The organism is Desulfolithobacter dissulfuricans (assembly GCF_025998535.1).
Lineage (GTDB): Bacteria > Desulfobacterota > Desulfobulbia > Desulfobulbales > Desulfobulbaceae > Desulfolithobacter > Desulfolithobacter dissulfuricans.
The window spans coordinates 2,203,340-2,223,357 of sequence record NZ_AP024233.1; the positions used below are offsets into that span (position 1 = coordinate 2,203,340).

Genomic DNA, 20,018 nt, shown 5'->3' on the forward strand with positions numbered 1-20,018 from the left:
TTCCGGAACCGGATACCGTCTGCACCGATCTTCGGAAGAGGCAACAAACAGGTAAGAAGGAGAAGTCCGCGCTTTTGGCAGGAAAGCGGCAAACATATCGACACTCCGGTATCCGGTCCCGGAAATCCGGGATGGGGGGCGGTTTTCCACCCCCCGTACTATGGAGGTAGTTACACAATCAGTGGTTTCAAGGGCACAGGCCCGGAAACACGTTTCACTTTGACCGCACAGATCTTGAACTCGGGTTCCTTGGAGCCGGGATCAATGGCATCCTTGGTCACCTTGTTGATCATCCGTTCCGGGTGCTGATCGTGCCAGTAGACAAAGACCATACCTTCGATGGGCCCTTCGTACACCTTGGCCGGCAGAACATTCACCCCGCGGCGGGAACGAACCTCAACCATGTCGCCAGGCTTGATGCCAAGCTTTTTCGCATCGTTCGGGTTGATCTCCACGTAGGCATAGGGATTGGCTCTCAGCAGCTCGGGTACCCGACCGGTCATGGACATGGTATGCCAGTGGTCGATGATCCGTCCGGTGGAAAGATAGAACGGATATTCGGCATCCGGCATCTCCTCGGGATCCGCCTGCGGCCGCAGCCAGACCCACAATTTCCGGTCCTTGTGGGCCGGTCCGTAGAACTGGTAGGGCAGGTCACTGGTAGCCTCGCTGTCGGCCATGGGATCCATACCACGGACGAATTTTTTGACGGTACCGCCCTTGAGCGCATGCGCTCTGGTCGGGGCCGGCCACTGAACACCATCGTACATCTGTTCCAGGACCTCGTAGGTGGCCCCCTGCAGGTCATTGTCGCGGCCCTTGGTCAGCTTCTGGGTATATTCGTTCCAGATGGCCCTGGGAAGCTCGTAGCCCTCCTCCAGGCCGTCAAAGGGCTTGACGCACTGGGCAATGACCGGATCGTTCAGCTTGCTGGCCAGTTTCTTGGCCCATTCACGGACGATCCATACCTCGGGTTTGGCGTCGCCAGGCGGGTCAATGGCCTTCCTGGTCAGCTGGGAGCGCCTTTCCGTGCAGCCATAGACCCCGGTCTTCTCGAAATGAAAAGCCGTGGGCAGAATCAGGTTGGCGTACTCTGTGGTCCGGGTTGGGAAAATATCCGAGCAGACGATGAAGACATCCTCACGGGCCAGTCCCTTGTTGTATAGATTGCAGTTGGGTAGACTCTGGGCAGGGGAGGTGCAGTTGATCCAGATCGCCTTGATTTTGCCGGCATTGACGGCCGAGAACATGGCCATGGTATGATAGCCGGGCTTGGGCGGAATCCGTCCCTTGGGAATACCCCAGGCCTCCTCCACCTGGTTACGCAGTTTTTCCTTCTTGACCAGCCGGTGACCGGGCAGAATATGGCACAGACCACCGCCTTCACGGACACCGCCGCAGGCGTTGGGCTGACCGGTGAGCGACAGAGAGTCGGCACCGGGCTTGAGCAGCTGGCCGGTGAGGATATGGAGATTATGGATCAGGTTGTTGGCCCATACCCCTCTTTTGCGCTGGTTGATACCCATGGTCCACAGGGAAACCGTACCCTTGGAGGTGGCGAACCAGCGGGCGACTTCGCGGATATCATCGGCTGTCACCTTGCCGCCCATGATGCGGGCGGCCTTTTCCGGCGGATAATCGGCGACAAATTTTTTATACTCATCAAAAGAAACTTCCTTTTTCTCCTTCCCCTTACGGAAGGTAGCGTAGGTGGAGAAAAAGGACTGGTCATAGAGTTTTTCCTCGATAATCACGTACGCCATGGCATTGAGCAGGGCCAAGTCGGTACCCGGTTTGAACTGCAGGTGCTTGTCGGCGATTCTCGAGGTCTGCGACAGGCGCGGATCGGCGTTGATCACCTTGACCTCGGGATTGTCGAGTTTACGGCGCATGATCCGGCGAAAGAGGACCGGATGGGCCTCGGCGGTATTGGAACCAATAATGAAGAAGCAGTACGCCTTTTCCAGGTCGTCATAACCGCCGATGGGCTCATCGGCCCCGAACGAGGTCAGGTAACCACCCACGGCCGAAGCCATGCACAACCGCGGATTGCCCTCCACGTTGTTGGTCTGCAGCCCGCCCCGCATCACCTTCTGGAACAGGTAGGTCTCTTCAGTCAAAGCCTGGCCTGAACCGTAATAGGCCACGGAATCGTTACCATGGGCGGTGACAGCTTCGGCGAATTTGCTCGCCGCGATATCCAGGGCCTTGTCCCAGGATATCTCGCGGAAGGTACCGGTTTTTTTCTCGCGGTACAGTGGTCTGGTCAAGCGGTCGGCATGGCGCATGCATTTCCAGAAATGCATGCCCTTCATGCACACATAGCCAAAATTGGTCCGTGCCTGGGGCACACCGCGTAACCCGACCGGCTGACCGTTTTTCACTCCCAGTTCAACCCGGCAACCCACCCCGCAAAGCCTGCAGGAACCGCGATGCCACCGAATGCCTTCTTCGGCCCGGGCTACGGAATTCTTGTCCAAAGGCAGGTTCATCCCCACATACGAAGCAGCGGAAAGAGCTGCTGTTTTCTTGAGAAAATCTCTTCTTGTCTGAGCCATGAATATTGTCCTCCTTACAAACTGTCTGAGCGTGATTGGCTGCTCTTATCTGGTCTTGAACGCATGCGGACTGTGGCATTTCCAGCAGTCTTTATCCTTGGGACATTTCTCCAGCATCTTGGCATGGCAGACCGCACAGTCCTCTCTGGATGGCGTCAGACGGAATGTTTCAAAGGTTCCATGGCACTGGTAGCATTTCACCATGGCGATGCCATGGGCTGAACCATACCACTCCTTGTAGACATCGGGTGTTGCCTCCTGATGACAGTCAGCGCAGGCAACATACATCTCCTCCTCACTCAGCTCTGGATGACCATTGACCGATTTGTCTCCTGCTGCCCCGGGGGATGCACCCCAGACCATCATGGCAAGAAACACCATGACACAACACGTCACGAACATTTGTCTCTTCACGGTTCACCTCCTGAAGATTTTCTTCTTCCGGGCAGCCCCTCCCTTGGTCTTACGCCCGTTTCCTGGCTTATAGGCAGAGGCGGTGATTCCTACCGGCATGACAGGAAGCACTGACGACTCTGCACAAAAGTTCGAACCTGAACTGAGTGATTTTCAAATGGTTCCCCGCAGGGGATGCTCAACCTCCTTTGTGCAAATAAAAAAACTTCTCTGCCGAACTGAGCCCGTTCCGGTGCCCGACCCTGGGATGACATCCGGTGCAGCTGCTCTCCTGGCGACCGGCCAGGTACTCCCGATGGGCCTGGACGCCTGCTTCGGATAACCCAGGCGGCTCAAGTTCCCCGTGACAATCCATGCATCCTGAATCATGAACGAAACGGTTGCGGTTCTCCCGGGCATTGCCGGCCCAGTCATAATTCCTGCCCTCGATGAAGAGATTATTCACTGCCATCCGTACACCGGAGGTAATCTTGCTCTCCAGGAAAGACAGCAGGTTGTCGTGGGGCAGATGACACTGATTGCAGTGGGCCACACTACCTGTCCGGTTCTGCCCGCCATGCACATCCTCCTGCCAGGACATCACAAAAGGTTTCATGACATGACAGCTCCCGCAAAAGGAGGCCCGGTTACCCAGATCAAAGACAAAGCCCGAGGACATCACAACAACCACACCGGCGACCAGGGCCCAGACAAGCAAACAAACCAGGGTTCCTGTCAGATGGTTCTTCTCCCCTTCTTCACACTGCACGGGCCCGTGTCTCCCTGATGCCGAAGAGTTTTTTCAGTGGCTCTTAAAAAAGAATTATTGTCTAACGAGAATCAGTACAGTGCCCTGGAAAATTTTCCAGACAGTCTTATGGTGTACTGCAGAGAAAGAAGCAAAGAGCATTCCAGTTTAATAACTTGTGAATTTCACATAGATATTCGCTGCCGCCAGGGCGCACCATTACCAGCAGGTAACAGTCATGGCATAGAAATGATACCGCCAGGTAACGTTTTTCCGATACTGCCACAATCTTAAACCACTCCCCTGTTGCAAGGCGCGACTGGTCGGGTACAATACAGGTCGGGAGAGATGTACAGTTATGCGAAAAATATCCATGAGACTTCGATCTAAATTCATCCTGGCCATCGGCGCCATTCTGGCGGCGTCCTACGGTCTGCTGTTGGTTTATACCTCCATCCTTCAGAACAGACTGGTTATCGGCCAGGCCCGCCAGGAGGCCCGGATGCTGCGCCAGCAGATTCTCCTGACCAGACAATGGGTGGCGGATCACAGGGGCCTGTTCATCGTCAAGACAAAGAAGGACCATGCCAACCCCTTCCTGCCCGATCCCATACTGCAGACCAGGGACGGAACCATCCTCGTCAAGAGAAATCCCGCCATGGTCACCCGTGAATTATCCGAATATGCCAGTCGATCTGGCTTCTGCTGGTTCAGGGTCACCAGCCTCAGGCCGATCAATCCGGCCAATGCGCCCGATCCCTTTGAGCGTTCCAGCCTCCAGTTGCTTGAGGAAGGCGTTCCGGAGATTATCAAGATCATAGAGGGAGACAATGGCCGGATCCTGCGCTACGTGACCCCACTGCAGGTCAAGTCATCCTGCCTTTCCTGCCATGCGGAACAAGGCTACAGGATCGGCGACATCCGGGGGGCCCTGTCCATCTCCATCCCCATCAACTGGGCCGACGAGGCCATCAGGCATAACAACCAGTCAATTATCATCTTCGGCCTGTTATCGGTCTGCTCGGTGGCCATGGTGCTCTACCTGCTGTTCAACAACCTGGTCGCCAGACCCATCAATCAACTGGCCGATGCCATGGATGATTTCCCCGAAAAAGACCCGGATACATTCAAGCTGCCGGACACCAACGATGAAATCGGTTTCCTGTCCCGCCGGTTTGTCAATCTCTGCGAACGCCATAAACGGTCCCAGGAGGCCCTGGAACAGGCCAGAAAACAGGCCTTCCGCAGCGAAAAGCTGGCTGCCCTTGGCCAGCTGACCGCGGGTATTGCCCACGAGATCAACAATCCCCTGGGCGGGATGCTCAACTGTATCCGCACCATCCGCGAGGAACCGGACAACCGGGAGCTGCACGACCGCTACCTGCCGCTCATCGACAAGGGGTTGCACCGGATCGAACACACCATGCGCCAGCTTCTCAACTACGGGCGAAGCGAACCGCTGCAGCTCATGCGGGCCAGCATTGACGAAATTATCCGGGAATGCCTGGAACTGCTTGAATACAAGCTGAAAAACATAAACGTGGAACTGGACCTCCAACTCGATGAAGCCTACTGCATTGACACCGAGGCTGCCAAACAGATTGTCATGAACATCTGTCTCAACGCCATCCAGGCCATGCGCGACGGGGGCACCCTGAAGATCACCACCTACCGGACCGACGACGACCTGGTTCTGGTCTTCACCGATACCGGTTCCGGTATCCCGGGAGAAATCATTGACAAGATCTTTGATCCCTTTTTCACCACCAAGGAGGTAGGCGAGGGTACCGGGCTTGGGCTGGCGGTCACCGACTCCCTGGTCCAGCAGCTTGGCGGCCATATCGAGGTGGAATCCGAGCCGGGCCGCGGCAGCCGGTTTATCATCTATCTACCCATCAAACTGTCCTGCCCACGTCCGGGAGAACACCAATCCAAGTCCCAGGAAACATAACGTATGCCGAGAATACTGCTTGCCGAAGATGATGAAATAATGCGTATCACGGTGGAGGACCGGCTGCGCCGGGAAAACTGGACCGTGGATGCCGTGGACGATGGCCTGAAGGCCAAGAAATGCCTTGAACACAACAACTACCACCTGGTGCTCTCGGATATCCGCATGCCCGGACTTTCCGGGGTGGAACTGCTGGAACAGGTGCGCCAGCTGACCCCGCCCCGGATATTATCATGATGACAGCCTATGGCAGCGTGGATGATGCGGTCAGCTGCATGAAAAAAGGGGCCGTGGATTACATCCTCAAGCCGTTCAACATGGATGACCTGGTGATCCGCATCAAGCGGGTCCTGGAAATGCAGTCGGTCAAGGCAAAATGTGCCTCTCTGGAAGAGCACTGCCTCCTCACCCAGAAGCACATCATCGGCGAAAGCCCGGCAATCAAGAAGGTCTACAGGATAATCAGTCAGGTGGCGCCTACCGACTCTACAGTGCTGGTTACCGGTGAGTCAGGTACGGGCAAGGAGCTGGCCGCGGCTGCGATCCATCGCTCCAGTACCCGGGCCACTAAACCCTATGTCCGGATCAACTGCGCGGCCATCCCGGAAGGATTGATCGAATCCGAGCTCTTTGGCCACGAACGGGGGGCCTTCACCGGCGCCCACAGCAGAAAACCGGGCAAATTCGAACTGGCGGATGGAGGGACACTGCTGCTCGATGAAATCGGTGACCTGCCCCTGCCGCTGCAGGCCAAACTGCTCAGAGTGATCCAGGAGGGTGAGTGTGAGCGGGTGGGCGGCACCAGGACCATCAAGGTGGATGTGCGGCTCATATGTGCCACGGCCAAGGATCTCGGTGTGGAAGTGAAGGAGGGCCGGTTCCGGGAGGATCTTTATTACCGCCTCCGGGTGATTCCGGTGACCATGCCGCCCCTGCGCGAGCGGCGGGAAGATATCCCCATCCTTATCGACCATTTCCTGGCGGAATTCAGCCAGAAACGGGGGATAACCCTGAAGCTGTCTCCAGAGGCCATGGCCTGCATGCTGGAGTATGATTTCCCCGGCAATGTCCGGGAACTGAAAAACATCATCGAACGGGCCTCTGTCCTGGCCCCGAACCCGGTGATAACTCCAGCGGACCTGCCGGCGGACCTGCATTCAGGCGATGACGTCGCGGAGTCGTTCGAGGGGCCGGTTATCCTCAGTGAGGCCCTGGCCCAGACGGAAAAACGATGTCTTTTAAGTGCGCTGGCCCGTACCGGCGGTAACCGGACAAAGGCTGCCGAGTTGCTCGGCATCAGCAGGAAAAATCTGTGGGAAAAGATGAAACATTACGAAATCACCCTCTGAAAGGGTACCGGCCCCGGCCAGTTTCGGGCTGAAAAATCGATTACCACCCGGGGGTTACCAGGCTGTTGAAAAAACGTAGCGAACACAGTAGGTTTTCAACGGCCTGTTACATTTCATAGAGTTTCTCGTCCCGACGCGGGGTTTTTCGATGTCCCCGCAGTTTTTTCTTCACGCCGTCAAGGGAAAAGGCGTCATCACCATCGAGCAGGTCACCCATCTCCTGTTCAATCTGATCGGGATCCTCCCCCGCCTCCATGCGCGCCAGGGCCTCCTCCATCTGCTCTCCAAGGGATATCCCGGTCTTTTCGGTGAACTTGCGCATCAGGCCGGCCATCTGGCGGGGATCATCTTCATTGATGTTTTCAGCCTCCCGCATCAGACTCTCAAAGGCCTTTTCCATCCTGCTCTCGTCGAGTCCTGCCAGCGGATCATCGCTGTCTTCCTCTTTGGCCTTGCCGATGGTGGCAAAGGGGGACATCATCTTCTGCAACTCTTTCCGACCGCATTGCGGACAGTCTGGCCGAGTCTCCGTGTTGATCCGACGGGAGAAAAAATTAAAGATAGTGTTGCACTCTTCACAGAAAAACTCGTAGATAGGCATGGCGTACTCAATCCGATGTTTTTTATATGAAAGAGTCTCCGAGTCTCCGGCCGGGTTCAAATCCGGCCATGCCCGGTAAGCGAGCCATACGAGACTCCGAGCGACCAACTTTCATGTTTCGTTGTGGTTGGCCGGTCTGGTCCAGCCATGCTGGTTAGAAAAAACGATCTGCGGCCACAGGTCAATTCTTGAGCAGAGAAGGGGGGGGCAGCGCCTGGTGTGGCGGAGATCCGGAGGGACCCCGACCGCTTGCGACCTGCTCCGCACCCTGAAAGCGGCAACGATACCTGCCGCATTGTCCCTGAAATTAATCACTGTTCAGGACTGCGTCAACATCAGCGGGCCGGACCTGATCCGTGACAACAACCTCACCGATACCTGTAGGCAGAACAAAGAATACCCGACCACCGACGGTTTTCTTATCCGTGAGAAGAAACTTTTTTATTTCTTCCCGGCCAAGCTCCGGCGGTATGGTGGTCGGCATGCCATAGGCGGCGATGAGATCACGGATTTCCCTGGCCTCATCTTTGCCGAGCAACCCTGTCCGGACCGCGAGATCCGCCGCCGCGCACATGCCGATGGCCACAGCCAGCCCATGGATGATCTGAAAATTCGAGGCCGCCTCCACCGCATGCCCGATGGTGTGCCCGAAATTGAGGATTCTCCGCAGGCCCCCTTCCCGTTCATCCTGCTCCACCACCCGGGCCTTGATCTCACAGCACCTCGCTATCATCTGGCTTATGATCTCTTCCTGGAGAGAAAAAATGTCCTGCCGGTGCTGGCGGAGAAAGTGGAAAAACTCCTGATCGGCGATTACCCCGTACTTTATGACTTCAGCCAGACCGCCCTGGAGCTCTGATTCCGGCAGGCTGCGCAGGACATCGGTGTCGATATAGACACTTTTCGGCTGATAGAAAGTACCGACCAGGTTCTTACCCTCCGGAATATCGACCCCGGTCTTCCCCCCACCGAACTGTCCACCTGGGCAAGCAGGGAGGTGGGAGCCTGGACAAAGGGAATGCCACGCATGTAGATGGAGGCCAGAAACCCGGTGATATCGCCGGTGACCCCGCCACCCAGAGCAATAAGGCCATCGGCGCGGTCAAATCCACGCCTGGCCAGCTCACTGGCCAGGGACGCGATGATCTGCAGGTTCTTGGACGCCTCTCCGCGGGGAAAGGTAATCAACTCGGCTGGTACCGAGGCCTGACCCAGCGAATCCAGGACCTTGTCACCATAGAGCCGGGCCACATATTCGTCGGCAATGACCCCGTACCGTTTGGCCACGTTCCGCGCCCTGAGATCAGGGCCAATTTCGGCAAGCATGCCGGAACCGATCATGATCGGATAGCTTCGCTCATCCAGACCGACCTGTACTGTTTTCATATTTTGTTTTTCTTTTTTCTTTTTCTATCTTGTTTCGAGAGGTTGGCGTGTACCGAAAAAGGTACCATCAGGGTACCAGATTATCTCACCGCCCGGGAGAGCAAATTTTTCTTTTCTCTTATCCTGGAGACAGAATTTTCATCCAGAAATCGAGTAGGGTGAGGCAAGTTAATTACGCTTGCCTCATCCCTCTCACAGAACCGTACGTACGGGTCTCGTATACGGCTCCTGTTTATTTTCCTTCATATTGAAACAGAGATTCCAGTAGATACAGCACCAAGATCAAAGAGACCCAAGCCCCGGTGTAAATATCCGTTGGGCAGGGCATAATGGCTCAAAGGACTTGCCGCATTGGCCCAGGAGTTCATTTTGATCGCATCAAACTTCCCCCTGTATCCAAGCTGCCTCAGCCTGCGGTGAAGCCGATTGGGCTTCTTCCACAATTTCAGCTGGATGGCTCGCAGTCTTCTCCGAATCCATCTCATCAGCCTTGAAAATTCTCCTGTGCAGTTCGCTATCCGGAAGTAGTTGGCAAATCCCCTCAAGAGCGGATTGAGATCTGCAATCACTTTCTCAAGATTCACCGGGGAATTACGCCGGGTCATTGCCTTGACCTTTGCCTTGAAAGACTTAATCTTGCCTCGCTGGATTTGCGTATACTGAGAGCATACGGATACTCCCAGAAAGTTTACGCCCCGACTGCTGTGGCAGATATGGGTCTTTTCACGGTTGACAGTCAGCAGCAATTCTCCTTCAAGATAGTGCCGTGCCTGCTCAAGAGCATTCTCGGCCGCTTTCTTTGATTGGCACAGAATCAGGATATCGTCCGCATAGCGGACTATTCGGTGGCCACGATTCTTCATGAATTGATCAAAAGAATCGAGATACACATTGGCTATCAGAGGGCTGATCACGCCGCCCTGTGGACTGCCGATCTCGCTAGCCGTAAATCCCGAATCCGTCATTACACCGCTCTTCAGAAACTTCTCCAGGAGACCGAGGATACTCCCGTCCCTGATCCGGCGACGAAAGGCGCTGAGGATGAGATCATGGTCCAAGGTGTCAAAGCATTTGGACAGATCCATATCAACTACCCACTTTCGATCGTAGTCACGGATAAACATCGTCGCCTTGGATATCGCCTGATGACAACTGCGGCCTGGGCGATAGCCATAGCTCGACGGGTGGAAATCCCGATCGAATATCGGCAGGAGAATGTCGAGCAGTGCCTGCTGCACTACACGGTCACGGACTGCTGGAATACCGAGCAACCGAACTCCTCCGGTTGGCTTGGGTATCTCTACCCGGCGCACGGCCAGTGGCTGGTAACTCTTTTCCCACAGTTCCTTCAGGAGACAGTCGATGTTGGCTTCGGCTGATGCGGCAAAGTCCTTGATGGACTGGCCGTCTATTCCGGCAGCTCCCTTCGCAGACCTCACCTTCCCAAACGCCTTGTGCAGAGCGTCCCTGCTCAGCATCCGGTCATACAGACTGTACCAAACGTCAACCATGCTCCTGTCCTGCGTCCCCATCCCTCCACTTCTGCCTGGAATCCCCGGGTCTTCACCCAAATGAGAGCGCCTTCTATCCCAATGGGCAATGTACGCTCAACTGTTCAGGTTACTCCGATGAACGGCCAAAATCAGCAGACGGCCTCTCACAGCATACCGCCGAAAATGTGCCCCGCCCCGTCGGGCAGCTTGTGTTCTGACTCCAGACCTCCATGATCTTCAGGGAACCTTCAAATAAACTTCATCCCTTCGCAACTGATACCGCTTTTGGCAAATACCAGCCCCTGTCAAACAACGCTGACAGGTCATCCCGGTTTTATCCTCCACGCTGTTACCAGGCTTCTCCGGCCGGGATTTCATCACTACTACGGAATCATCTGCCACCTCCCACCGCTTCGGTAGGCCTTGGATCTCTCCTTGAACCTTCCTTAACTCTCGTACTGCAAGTACGCTAGGAGGCTTCCCCGGTTAAGGCGAACTCCCGGTGAGCAATCCCATCCTCAATCACGCCAAAGGTCTGACCAGGTATCGGGCTTCACGCTATTGTGCACGCTTACCCACCTATGACGCCGAATCAGGTTCACTTACGCTATGTACCGCTCACTTCCTATCGCTTCCTTCAGACCCTGCCGTTGCCAGCAACGCCCTTGCGATTCGGATTGTCTTCCCCCTGGTCGGGGTGACGCCTGCGTTCCGCAGGCTGGGTTTGCCCGCCATGCCGGGCAAACATCGAGTAGGGTGAGGCAAGTTAATTACGCTTGCCTCATCCCTCTCACAGAACCGTACGTACGGGTCTCGTATACGGCTCCTGTTTATTTTCCTTCATATTGAAACAGAGATTCCAGTAGATACAGCACCAAGATCAAAGAGACCCAAGCCCCGGTGTAAATATCCGTTGGGCAGGGCATAATGGCTCAAAGGACTTGCCGCATTGGCCCAGGAGTTCATTTTGATCGCATCAAACTTCCCCCTGTATCCAAGCTGCCTCAGCCTGCGGTGAAGCCGATTGGGCTTCTTCCACAATTTCAGCTGGATGGCTCGCAGTCTTCTCCGAATCCATCTCATCAGCCTTGAAAATTCTCCTGTGCAGTTCGCTATCCGGAAGTAGTTGGCAAATCCCCTCAAGAGCGGATTGAGATCTGCAATCACTTTCTCAAGATTCACCGGGGAATTACGCCGGGTCATTGCCTTGACCTTTGCCTTGAAAGACTTAATCTTGCCTCGCTGGATTTGCGTATACTGAGAGCATACGGATACTCCCAGAAAGTTTACGCCCCGACTGCTGTGGCAGATATGGGTCTTTTCACGGTTGACAGTCAGCAGCAATTCTCCTTCAAGATAGTGCCGTGCCTGCTCAAGAGCATTCTCGGCCGCTTTCTTTGATTGGCACAGAATCAGGATATCGTCCGCATAGCGGACTATTCGGTGGCCACGATTCTTCATGAATTGATCAAAAGAATCGAGATACACATTGGCTATCAGAGGGCTGATCACGCCGCCCTGTGGACTGCCGATCTCGCTAGCCGTAAATCCCGAATCCGTCATTACACCGCTCTTCAGAAACTTCTCCAGGAGACCGAGGATACTCCCGTCCCTGATCCGGCGACGAAAGGCGCTGAGGATGAGATCATGGTCCAAGGTGTCAAAGCATTTGGACAGATCCATATCAACTACCCACTTTCGATCGTAGTCACGGATAAACATCGTCGCCTTGGATATCGCCTGATGACAACTGCGGCCTGGGCGATAGCCATAGCTCGACGGGTGGAAATCCCGATCGAATATCGGCAGGAGAATGTCGAGCAGTGCCTGCTGCACTACACGGTCACGGACTGCTGGAATACCGAGCAACCGAACTCCTCCGGTTGGCTTGGGTATCTCTACCCGGCGCACGGCCAGTGGCTGGTAACTCTTTTCCCACAGTTCCTTCAGGAGACAGTCGATGTTGGCTTCGGCTGATGCGGCAAAGTCCTTGATGGACTGGCCGTCTATTCCGGCAGCTCCCTTCGCAGACCTCACCTTCCCAAACGCCTTGTGCAGAGCGTCCCTGCTCAGCATCCGGTCATACAGACTGTACCAAACGTCAACCATGCTCCTGTCCTGCGTCCCCATCCCTCCACTTCTGCCTGGAATCCCCGGGTCTTCACCCAAATGAGAGCGCCTTCTATCCCAATGGGCAATGTACGCTCAACTGTTCAGGTTACTCCGATGAACGGCCAAAATCAGCAGACGGCCTCTCACAGCATACCGCCGAAAATGTGCCCCGCCCCGTCGGGCAGCTTGTGTTCTGACTCCAGACCTCCATGATCTTCAGGGAACCTTCAAATAAACTTCATCCCTTCGCAACTGATACCGCTTTTGGCAAATACCAGCCCCTGTCAAACAACGCTGACAGGTCATCCCGGTTTTATCCTCCACGCTGTTACCAGGCTTCTCCGGCCGGGATTTCATCACTACTACGGAATCATCTGCCACCTCCCACCGCTTCGGTAGGCCTTGGATCTCTCCTTGAACCTTCCTTAACTCTCGTACTGCAAGTACGCTAGGAGGCTTCCCCGGTTAAGGCGAACTCCCGGTGAGCAATCCCATCCTCAATCACGCCAAAGGTCTGACCAGGTATCGGGCTTCACGCTATTGTGCACGCTTACCCACCTATGACGCCGAATCAGGTTCACTTACGCTATGTACCGCTCACTTCCTATCGCTTCCTTCAGACCCTGCCGTTGCCAGCAACGCCCTTGCGATTCGGATTGTCTTCCCCCTGGTCGGGGTGACGCCTGCGTTCCGCAGGCTGGGTTTGCCCGCCATGCCGGGCAAACACAAAAAAGGAGATGCCACCTGGCACCTCCTTTTTTCTAATTCCAGCTGAAGTGGAAAGAATTACATGGCATCGCCGGAAGCGGCACCCTGCATCTTGACCTCAACTTTCTCGGTGAGACCCTCGTAGTACTCGCGAAGCAGAGCGAGAACTTCGTCACGACCAAAGTGATCCGGAATCTCGGCACCCTCGGAAAGGGCCTTACGCAGCTTGGTACCGGAGAGGATGACCCGATCTTCCTTGCCATGCGGGCAGGTCCGCAGGGATGCCATGCCGTCACACTTGTAGCAGTAGAAGGTCCAGTCGATCTTCATGGGCTTGCAGAGCAGGTCCTTGGAAGAGTCACCGGTTTTGGGGATCCGGTCAAAAATTTCCTGGGCCTCGAACAGACCGTAGAAATCGCCGACACCGGCATGGTCACGACCGATCAGCATGTTGTTGACACCGTAGTTCTGGCGGAAGGTGGCGTGCAGCAGACCCTCACGCGGACCAGCATACCGCATGTCCAGCGGATAGCCAGCGTTGATGACGTTATCTTTGACAAAGTAGTTGTCGATCAGTATCTGGATGGCCTTGACACGGACGTTGGCCGGAATGTCACCGGGCTTCAGGTTACCGATCAGGGAGTGAATCAGAACGCCGTCACATACCTCGATGGCGATCTTGGCCAGATACTCGTGGGAGCGATGCATGGGGTTACGCAGCTGCAGTGCGGCTACATCGGCCCAGCCACGCTCGTCGAACATACGACGGGTCTGAGCAGGGGTCAGGTACACACCCGGGTACTCCTCGGGATACTCACCCTCGGACAGGACCTTTACAGGACCGGCGATATTGTACTCTTTCTGAGCCATAACCATCTGGACGCCCGGGTGATCTTCCATGGCAACTTCCCAGAAACGGCCACCAACAGAGTCCTCGCCCTGGCCCTTGAAGACCATTTCACACTCCCACTTCTTGTCAGCCTCGGTCATCTCATATTTTTCCATGACCTTCATGGTGGCGTAGATCTCGCCGCCATTGACAAGAGCGATCTCGTCGCCTTCCTTGATGGAACCAGCATCGTCGGCAGAGACATCCAGGGTGATCGGTACAGGCCAGAAAGTGCCATCAGCCATCTGGAAATTTTCACAAACTCCCTTCCAGTCTTCGCGGGTCATGAAACCATCCAGCGGAGAGAAACCACCGATACCCATCATGATCAGGTCGCCCTTTGCCCGGTCGGAAACCTCGACCTGCTTCAGGCTCTTTGCTTTTTCCAGCTCTGCCTCACGCTCCTCTCCATGAAGCAGGGCACAAACAAGACCTCTTCCGCCGTGGGGTGGTACCAACTTTGAGAACATAATTTTTCCTCTCTCGTTAAGTTTAGAATTACCGTTTAGTTCAACATAACCTACTTTCAGACCGGATACATCAATCGCCTTGAAACTCCTCCTTCCTCGGGCTGATGTTACTGAACCGGCATTCAGAAATCACTGTTATATAAAGACCAGCATCAGAGTATGTCAAGCAAAAAAATCCGTTTCACGATCCATGGTTCTGCAAATCCGGGAAGGCCGAACATTTCGAAACTCGGAGGTGTTCGACCGCGGCTGGTTCGAAACGGAGTGAAGGCCGACACGAAGAGCTTTGCGGCAGCGCGCATGGGAGGCTGACGACATAGAAAGGCTCTGACAGGGTGCAACCCGCACCCTGTCAGAGCCTGCAGGCCGGCCTGCCACCAATGGATGGATCAGGCCGGATATAGTTACTGTCAGTTGTGCCAGACCCCGTTTTCAAAAATAATCTTGTCGCGCCCCTTCCGCACGCGGTCGGCACGATCGGGAGAGGATCCGGAAGAAGGAGTATTCCGCAGCCGGGTGGCATCAATTCCCGGCACAGCGAGAGGCAGGACCACCTTGAGCTGCCCTGCGATTTCTGTTTGCGCGGCACCCCTGTAGACGACCATTTTCCTCGCGACCCACATTGATCTCTCACGATCCGTATCTGTTTCGTCTATGGCGACCAGATCGCCAGGATGCAGATCCTTCATGGAACCCGGTTTCTCCACTCCGTCTTCGCTGTCAACCACAACTACCTGCTCGACCCGGTAGCTGCGATCACCAACCTGGACCAGGGAGTGAGTCGGTGAGACCTCAAGCACATAACCAATTACTCCGTGGGCAATGAGATCCTCGTTATCTTCGCCGGCGACTGCGGCCAGGCAAAGTGTCGGCAGCAGCAGCGGCAAGATCAGGGGAACAATGCATAACAACCTGGTCATCGTTCGTCCTCCCACAGGCACCCATGGTACCTGTATTGTGTTATCGTCGTGTTAGAAATCCGTTCGACATCGGTTATCGTCACCACCCCTCCTTCACCGCCGCCTACTGAGCGGACAGATCCTGCCAGTAACGCATCTGCGCTTTCATGTCCGGCAGATTAACTGGCAGGCCGCTTCCAGGGGTGTCTGTCGTATTGACAAAAATTATATCATCTTCAAGAATAGGCGAAGTGGGGATCCCCCTGCCAATGGGCACCGCGGCGACCTGATACAAATCAGCTCCCACAAGTACCTGGTCATCGTCGTTGAATTCCCCGTCGCCGTTGATATCAAAGACCGGATCGTCCGGAGGCAGGCCTGTCTCGTAATCCAGGGCATACAGCCATGCCTCACCATTGCCGGCACAAACATCGTCATCTGGCCGGAAGGTGGTGAAGAACACTACCCCGCCGACCACCATCGGCCTGGCAATGACCCGCTCGCTGGGATTGGTGTCCGCGATCAGTTGCACATACCATGGCTCGTTGCCAGGGTTGCTGCCAACGATCACCCTGTAGGTGGCCGGTTCTCCGCTGATGGACGAAGTCACCTCGGTGGAGACCAGGGACACCAGGCTGTCGAGACCGACGGTTTCCGTCGGCGAGGCAAGGTTGTCCTTGAGGCCGAAAAAGTACTGCTGTTCTGTGGTGTACTTATCGACCTGCTCCTCGTACTGGCCGGTCCCGAAATACAGCCAGACTTCATTGTCTGTTTCACTGTAGGCATAGGCTCCACCGGCACGAATTGGGGTGTCGTGGCTGGCGGTGCCGATATCGAAGAGCAGAGACACCTGCGGTTCCTGATCCTTGCCGATATCGGTCAGCCGGAACATCCTTCCATACAGGTCGCCGAAATAAAGCGTATCACCATAGTCATCGTAGTCTATATCGACCACCAGCGAGTCGGACAGGGCATTGTCCAGGGACGTACTGCTCAAGGTCCCGTTCACCAGAGCGACCCCGCCACCGGAGCCGGTTATGGTCTCATTGTCCTGGAATGTGCCTGAGATAGAGTTCGACACTAAAATGAGAGAGCCGGTATCACCCTCGTCAAGCACGGTACCGATGGTCGCTGTGGCTCCGGAAGTGGAACCGGTGACCACCGATCCGGCGACAAATTCCGCTGTCTGGCCATCATAGGCCAGGGTGTTGGCTACCTCGAGCTTGACCCGATTGATATCCACACCGCCCGACTGCCACAGTGGATCTCCGGTGTACGCCTCAATACCGTAGGCATAAGCCTCCTTGGTCAACTGGTTCGAGCCGATATCGAAACCGGAGCCAAAGAAAGCCGCCCAGCCACCAAAATCGGTGATCGCAGTCGAATCATAGGAAACCCGCTCAATCCCCGGGGTGCTTGTCGAAAAGCCGAGTTCGGTATCTTCGAACTGCCAGAGATAGGTTATGGGATCAACATCGTCAAAATTGGTCGCAGTGGTAATATCCAGGGCAAAGTAGGCGCTCCCTCCGTTGCCCAGGCCATTGACCAGGACAGTCCGCCAGCCCGGATCAGTGATATTGCCGTCCGCGTCCGTGACCACATACGCACTGCCCAGGTAGACATCGGCCACCACCGGTGAACCATCGACAGTGTACCTGTGGCAATAGTTGAACAGGTCACAGGAATCATAAGTTGGATCTGAAGCGGCCATATTCAGGGTATCATGGACAGCTTCCGGATAGAAGCGCCACTGTTCCACCCCGGTGGCCAGATCCAGGGCATGCAGGGCTCCGTCGTTGGATCCGACGTAGACCATGGAAGAACGGCTGGCCGCATCTCCGTATTTGAAATAACGATAATTATCAAAGGAGTAGTACTTCCTGGGCGCCTCGACGATAACCGGCGTCGACCGGATGATATCACCGAGGTCCTTGCAGATGTAGTTATCCCCACTGAGAGTAGCGTCCAGGTACTCCACGGCCGGACCGGCACCGCCACCTCCTGGTGTGACAGTCCAGGCACTTTTCACGGTCGGCATCATCTCGCTCGCGGTCCAGCAGATGCAGTCGCCCACGATCAGGTCAGGATCGCAGGTTTCGTTGCCATCGCTGTCGTAGCATTTTTTTAACGCTCCGGTATCAGGGTCATAGGGTGTGGCGATGAGATCGCCGGACCAGTCGGCGGCATTGAACTGGGCATTGATGACAAAGGTCCCATGGTCCACCGAGGTCGACGGAGCCGGTGAAGACCCGTAGAACAGCTGTTTCTTGACGCCGGTGGTCACCAGGTTCAGGGCCTCCTCGAGCGCCTGGCCACTCATGGCGAGGAACGGCAGACCGACGCCGTTCTCGTCTTCCTCGTGCAGGGCGTAGAGATCATCCTCCGCATGCCCGCGTTCATTTGAAATTTTCGCTATTTCCTGGATCTGGGTCGCATCATCGATACCAAAGCCGATGGCCACTGTGGTGACTTTATCATCGGCCAGGGCATTGGTCTTGGCGATTACCCCGTCAAGGGTCGTTTCGATATTGCCAAGACCATCGGTTATCTCAATGAGAAACTTCGGCTGGCAGTCCTTGGTGTAATCGAAATATGTACCGTCCAGAGCGCCCTTGGTACCGTTGAAATACTTCTGTGCCGCCAGTAGCGACGGTTCCAGAGGTGTCATGCCGCCCGCGCTCACGGAATCAATTGTCGTCTTCAAGGTCTCTGTTTCGGTCACGGTCCGCTGTTTTACTCCTTCGTGAATCCTGGTATAGTCGTCCGCCGGACTGTAATTGCCGGTCCAGCTACCAAACCCCCAGGATATGGCCCGGTCCTCGACCAGGTTTTTCAAAACATCCTGGGCGATCTTGAGCCGGGTTTCCCTGGTCGCCACCGTCCAGGCCGGGATGCTGCTCCAGGATACGGAGCTCGAGGTGGTGGTACGACTGGAGATATCGTTACTGGCCGTGGTGAAGGACGCCGCGTCGGGTACCAACTCACCGTATATCACCGCATCGGTTGTACTGCTCAGGCTCGACTGGGAGGTGAACTGAAGGTAGGCGCTCAAAATGGTCGCCCCCTGGGGGATGGTGACGTCCTGGAATCGGATACCGCTGAGATAGGCCCCGATGTCAAGATCTATCGAAGTCAGGGACATGTTGCCGTAATCATACTCCTCGGCATCGTCCTGGGAAGCGATCACCCTGGTCTCGAAGATCTCAACCGTACCGCCGTTATCATACTCCACGTGGAGCAGGGGAGAGGCATACCAGGCCTGATCGTAGGATATGGCCTCCCGCTGACCGCCAAGGTCGTCGATCATAAAAACCATGGCGTTGCCGCTGACCCATGATGCCTGGTTGACGATCTCCTGGACAATGGGCTGCAGGTCCGGGGTCTTAGGGTCATTGGCCGAATCGAGCACATACATGGTACTGTCCATCGAACCGGAAACATCAAGCTCGATGAGCATGGCGGGGTTGACCAGGTTCTGGGCATACAAAGGCACATCGCCACAGATGGGCCCGGTCACCAGTTCCTTGACCAGGAGAGTGGCGGTGAGCTCGTAATCGGCAAGTATACCATCGTCGTCATGGATGGTGATGATTCCCTGATAACTGCCGACACTTTCCAACTCCGAGCCCGCATACTGAACAGGAATGACGACGGAATCCCCGGCAGCCAGAGTACCGGAGGTGACACTGCAGCTCAGCCAGGTCACGTTGTCGCTGATGGAGAAATTCAACGGCGCGCTACCGGTATTAGTCAAGACGAAGCTGGTATCCGAGGCCTGGATTCCCTCATAGGTGCTGACGCCAACCTGATCTGCGGGATCCGTGGTTATCCTCGGGACCGCCGTCAGTTCATACTCTATCACAAGCCGCGGGATGCTTGAGCCGTCGCCGTACCCCTTCACCCGGGCACTGCCTGTACCTGTGAAAATAAATGCCATTGCGTTGCCGCTTGACCAGCCCGGCTGGTCAACGAGTTCCTGGACGATGGCTGCAAGGTCCGGAGTGACGATATTATAGTTACCCGGAACCCATCGGTCCGGTTTCCAGGCAACAGTAGCCGCAGTCTGCACACGGGAGGTAATATCGTTGGTGATGTATTCGAATGTCGCCGGATCGGGATCGAGCTGTCCGGCGATGACCACATCCAGATTGTCGTTGCTGGACTTCCTGGTCAGCTCTATGCGCGCCGAAGTTATAAACGCTCCCGCGGGCACAGTGACGTTGGTGAACCGAATGCCAGTTGCGGAGAGAGCATAAGAATATCCTGCATAGAGTCCGTAATCACCGAAGTAGAGATCGAGGCTGTACTTCCAGATATTGCCTGCAGAAAGTTCAACGGCATCGTCAGAATCCTGGATGACTTTCCTGGTAAACGTTGTAGCGTCACCGGTACCGGCCGAAACAACAAGCACGCAGAAAACGACTAACCACAAGATATACTTCGGTTTCATGGACCGATCCC

General features: G+C 55.5%; 12 protein-coding genes and 2 pseudogenes. 3 read left to right on the forward strand and 11 right to left on the reverse strand.

Annotated elements, in window-relative coordinates:
- Positions 1 to 170: 170 nt before the first annotated feature.
- From GF1_RS09790 to GF1_RS09800, 3 genes are all read right to left on the reverse strand, one after another.
- The gene (locus GF1_RS09790; RefSeq protein WP_267926362.1) at positions 171 to 2,558 is read right to left on the reverse strand and encodes a molybdopterin oxidoreductase family protein; all 2,388 of its coding nucleotides are present in this window, start codon (positions 2,556 to 2,558) and stop codon (positions 171 to 173) included.
- 45 nt (positions 2,559 to 2,603) lie between these two features.
- On the reverse strand, positions 2,604 to 2,972 hold the full coding sequence (locus GF1_RS09795; RefSeq protein ID WP_267926363.1) for a cytochrome c3 family protein: 369 nt from the start codon (positions 2,970 to 2,972) through the stop codon (positions 2,604 to 2,606).
- A 178-nt stretch (positions 2,973 to 3,150) separates the two neighbouring features.
- Positions 3,151 to 3,720, reverse strand: coding sequence for a cytochrome c3 family protein (locus GF1_RS09800; protein WP_267926364.1), 570 nt, complete (start codon positions 3,718 to 3,720; stop codon positions 3,151 to 3,153).
- A gap of 352 nt (positions 3,721 to 4,072) precedes the next feature.
- Here GF1_RS09800 and GF1_RS09805 point away from each other — a divergent pair, with 352 nt between their 5' ends.
- From GF1_RS09805 to GF1_RS09815, 3 genes and pseudogenes are all read left to right on the forward strand, one after another.
- Positions 4,073 to 5,650 carry an ATP-binding protein gene (locus GF1_RS09805; protein ID WP_267926365.1) on the forward strand — a complete coding sequence of 526 codons (1,578 nt, stop codon included), beginning with the start codon at positions 4,073 to 4,075 and terminating at the stop codon, positions 5,648 to 5,650.
- 39 nt (positions 5,651 to 5,689) lie between these two features.
- Positions 5,690 to 6,525, forward strand: a pseudogene (locus GF1_RS09810) (sigma-54-dependent transcriptional regulator); the annotation flags it as partial.
- A 48-nt stretch (positions 6,526 to 6,573) separates the two neighbouring features.
- Entirely contained in the window at positions 6,574 to 6,999 is a 426-nt protein-coding gene (locus GF1_RS09815; RefSeq protein WP_492226177.1) for an AAA-type ATPase lid domain-containing protein, read from the forward strand.
- Positions 7,000 to 7,105: 106 nt separating this feature from the next.
- Here GF1_RS09815 and GF1_RS09820 read toward each other — a convergent pair whose 3' ends face one another.
- The 8 genes and pseudogenes from GF1_RS09820 to GF1_RS09855 all read right to left on the reverse strand — a co-directional run bounded on the left by GF1_RS09820 (position 7,106) and on the right by GF1_RS09855 (position 20,007).
- On the reverse strand, positions 7,106 to 7,600 hold the full coding sequence (locus GF1_RS09820; RefSeq protein WP_267926366.1) for an FmdB family zinc ribbon protein: 495 nt from the start codon (positions 7,598 to 7,600) through the stop codon (positions 7,106 to 7,108).
- Positions 7,601 to 7,907: 307 nt separating this feature from the next.
- A complete protein-coding gene (locus GF1_RS16605) occupies positions 7,908 to 8,528 on the reverse strand; it encodes a 3-dehydroquinate synthase family protein (RefSeq protein WP_267929133.1) in 621 nt (206 codons plus the stop codon).
- Positions 8,511 to 8,986, reverse strand: a pseudogene (locus GF1_RS16610) (3-dehydroquinate synthase family protein); the annotation flags it as partial. The gene GF1_RS16605 and the pseudogene GF1_RS16610, both read right to left, overlap by 18 nt.
- A 242-nt stretch (positions 8,987 to 9,228) precedes the next feature.
- Complete coding sequence (gene ltrA / locus GF1_RS09835) at positions 9,229 to 10,497, reverse strand: group II intron reverse transcriptase/maturase (protein ID WP_267926322.1); 1,269 nt, start codon at positions 10,495 to 10,497, stop codon at positions 9,229 to 9,231.
- Between the two features lie 822 nt (positions 10,498 to 11,319).
- A complete protein-coding gene (gene ltrA / locus GF1_RS09840) occupies positions 11,320 to 12,588 on the reverse strand; it encodes a group II intron reverse transcriptase/maturase (protein WP_267926322.1) in 1,269 nt (422 codons plus the stop codon).
- 789 nt (positions 12,589 to 13,377) lie between these two features.
- Positions 13,378 to 14,658: a sulfate adenylyltransferase gene (gene sat, locus GF1_RS09845; RefSeq protein ID WP_267926368.1), complete on the reverse strand. Its 1,281-nt coding sequence runs from the start codon at positions 14,656 to 14,658 to the stop codon at positions 13,378 to 13,380.
- 410 nt (positions 14,659 to 15,068) lie between these two features.
- Positions 15,069 to 15,578: a hypothetical protein gene (locus GF1_RS09850; RefSeq protein WP_267926369.1), complete on the reverse strand. Its 510-nt coding sequence runs from the start codon at positions 15,576 to 15,578 to the stop codon at positions 15,069 to 15,071.
- A 103-nt stretch (positions 15,579 to 15,681) separates the two neighbouring features.
- Positions 15,682 to 20,007 (reverse strand): PilC/PilY family type IV pilus protein, encoded by a 4,326-nt coding sequence (locus GF1_RS09855; RefSeq protein ID WP_267926370.1) that lies wholly within the window; start codon positions 20,005 to 20,007, stop codon positions 15,682 to 15,684.
- Positions 20,008 to 20,018: the final 11 nt, after the last annotated feature.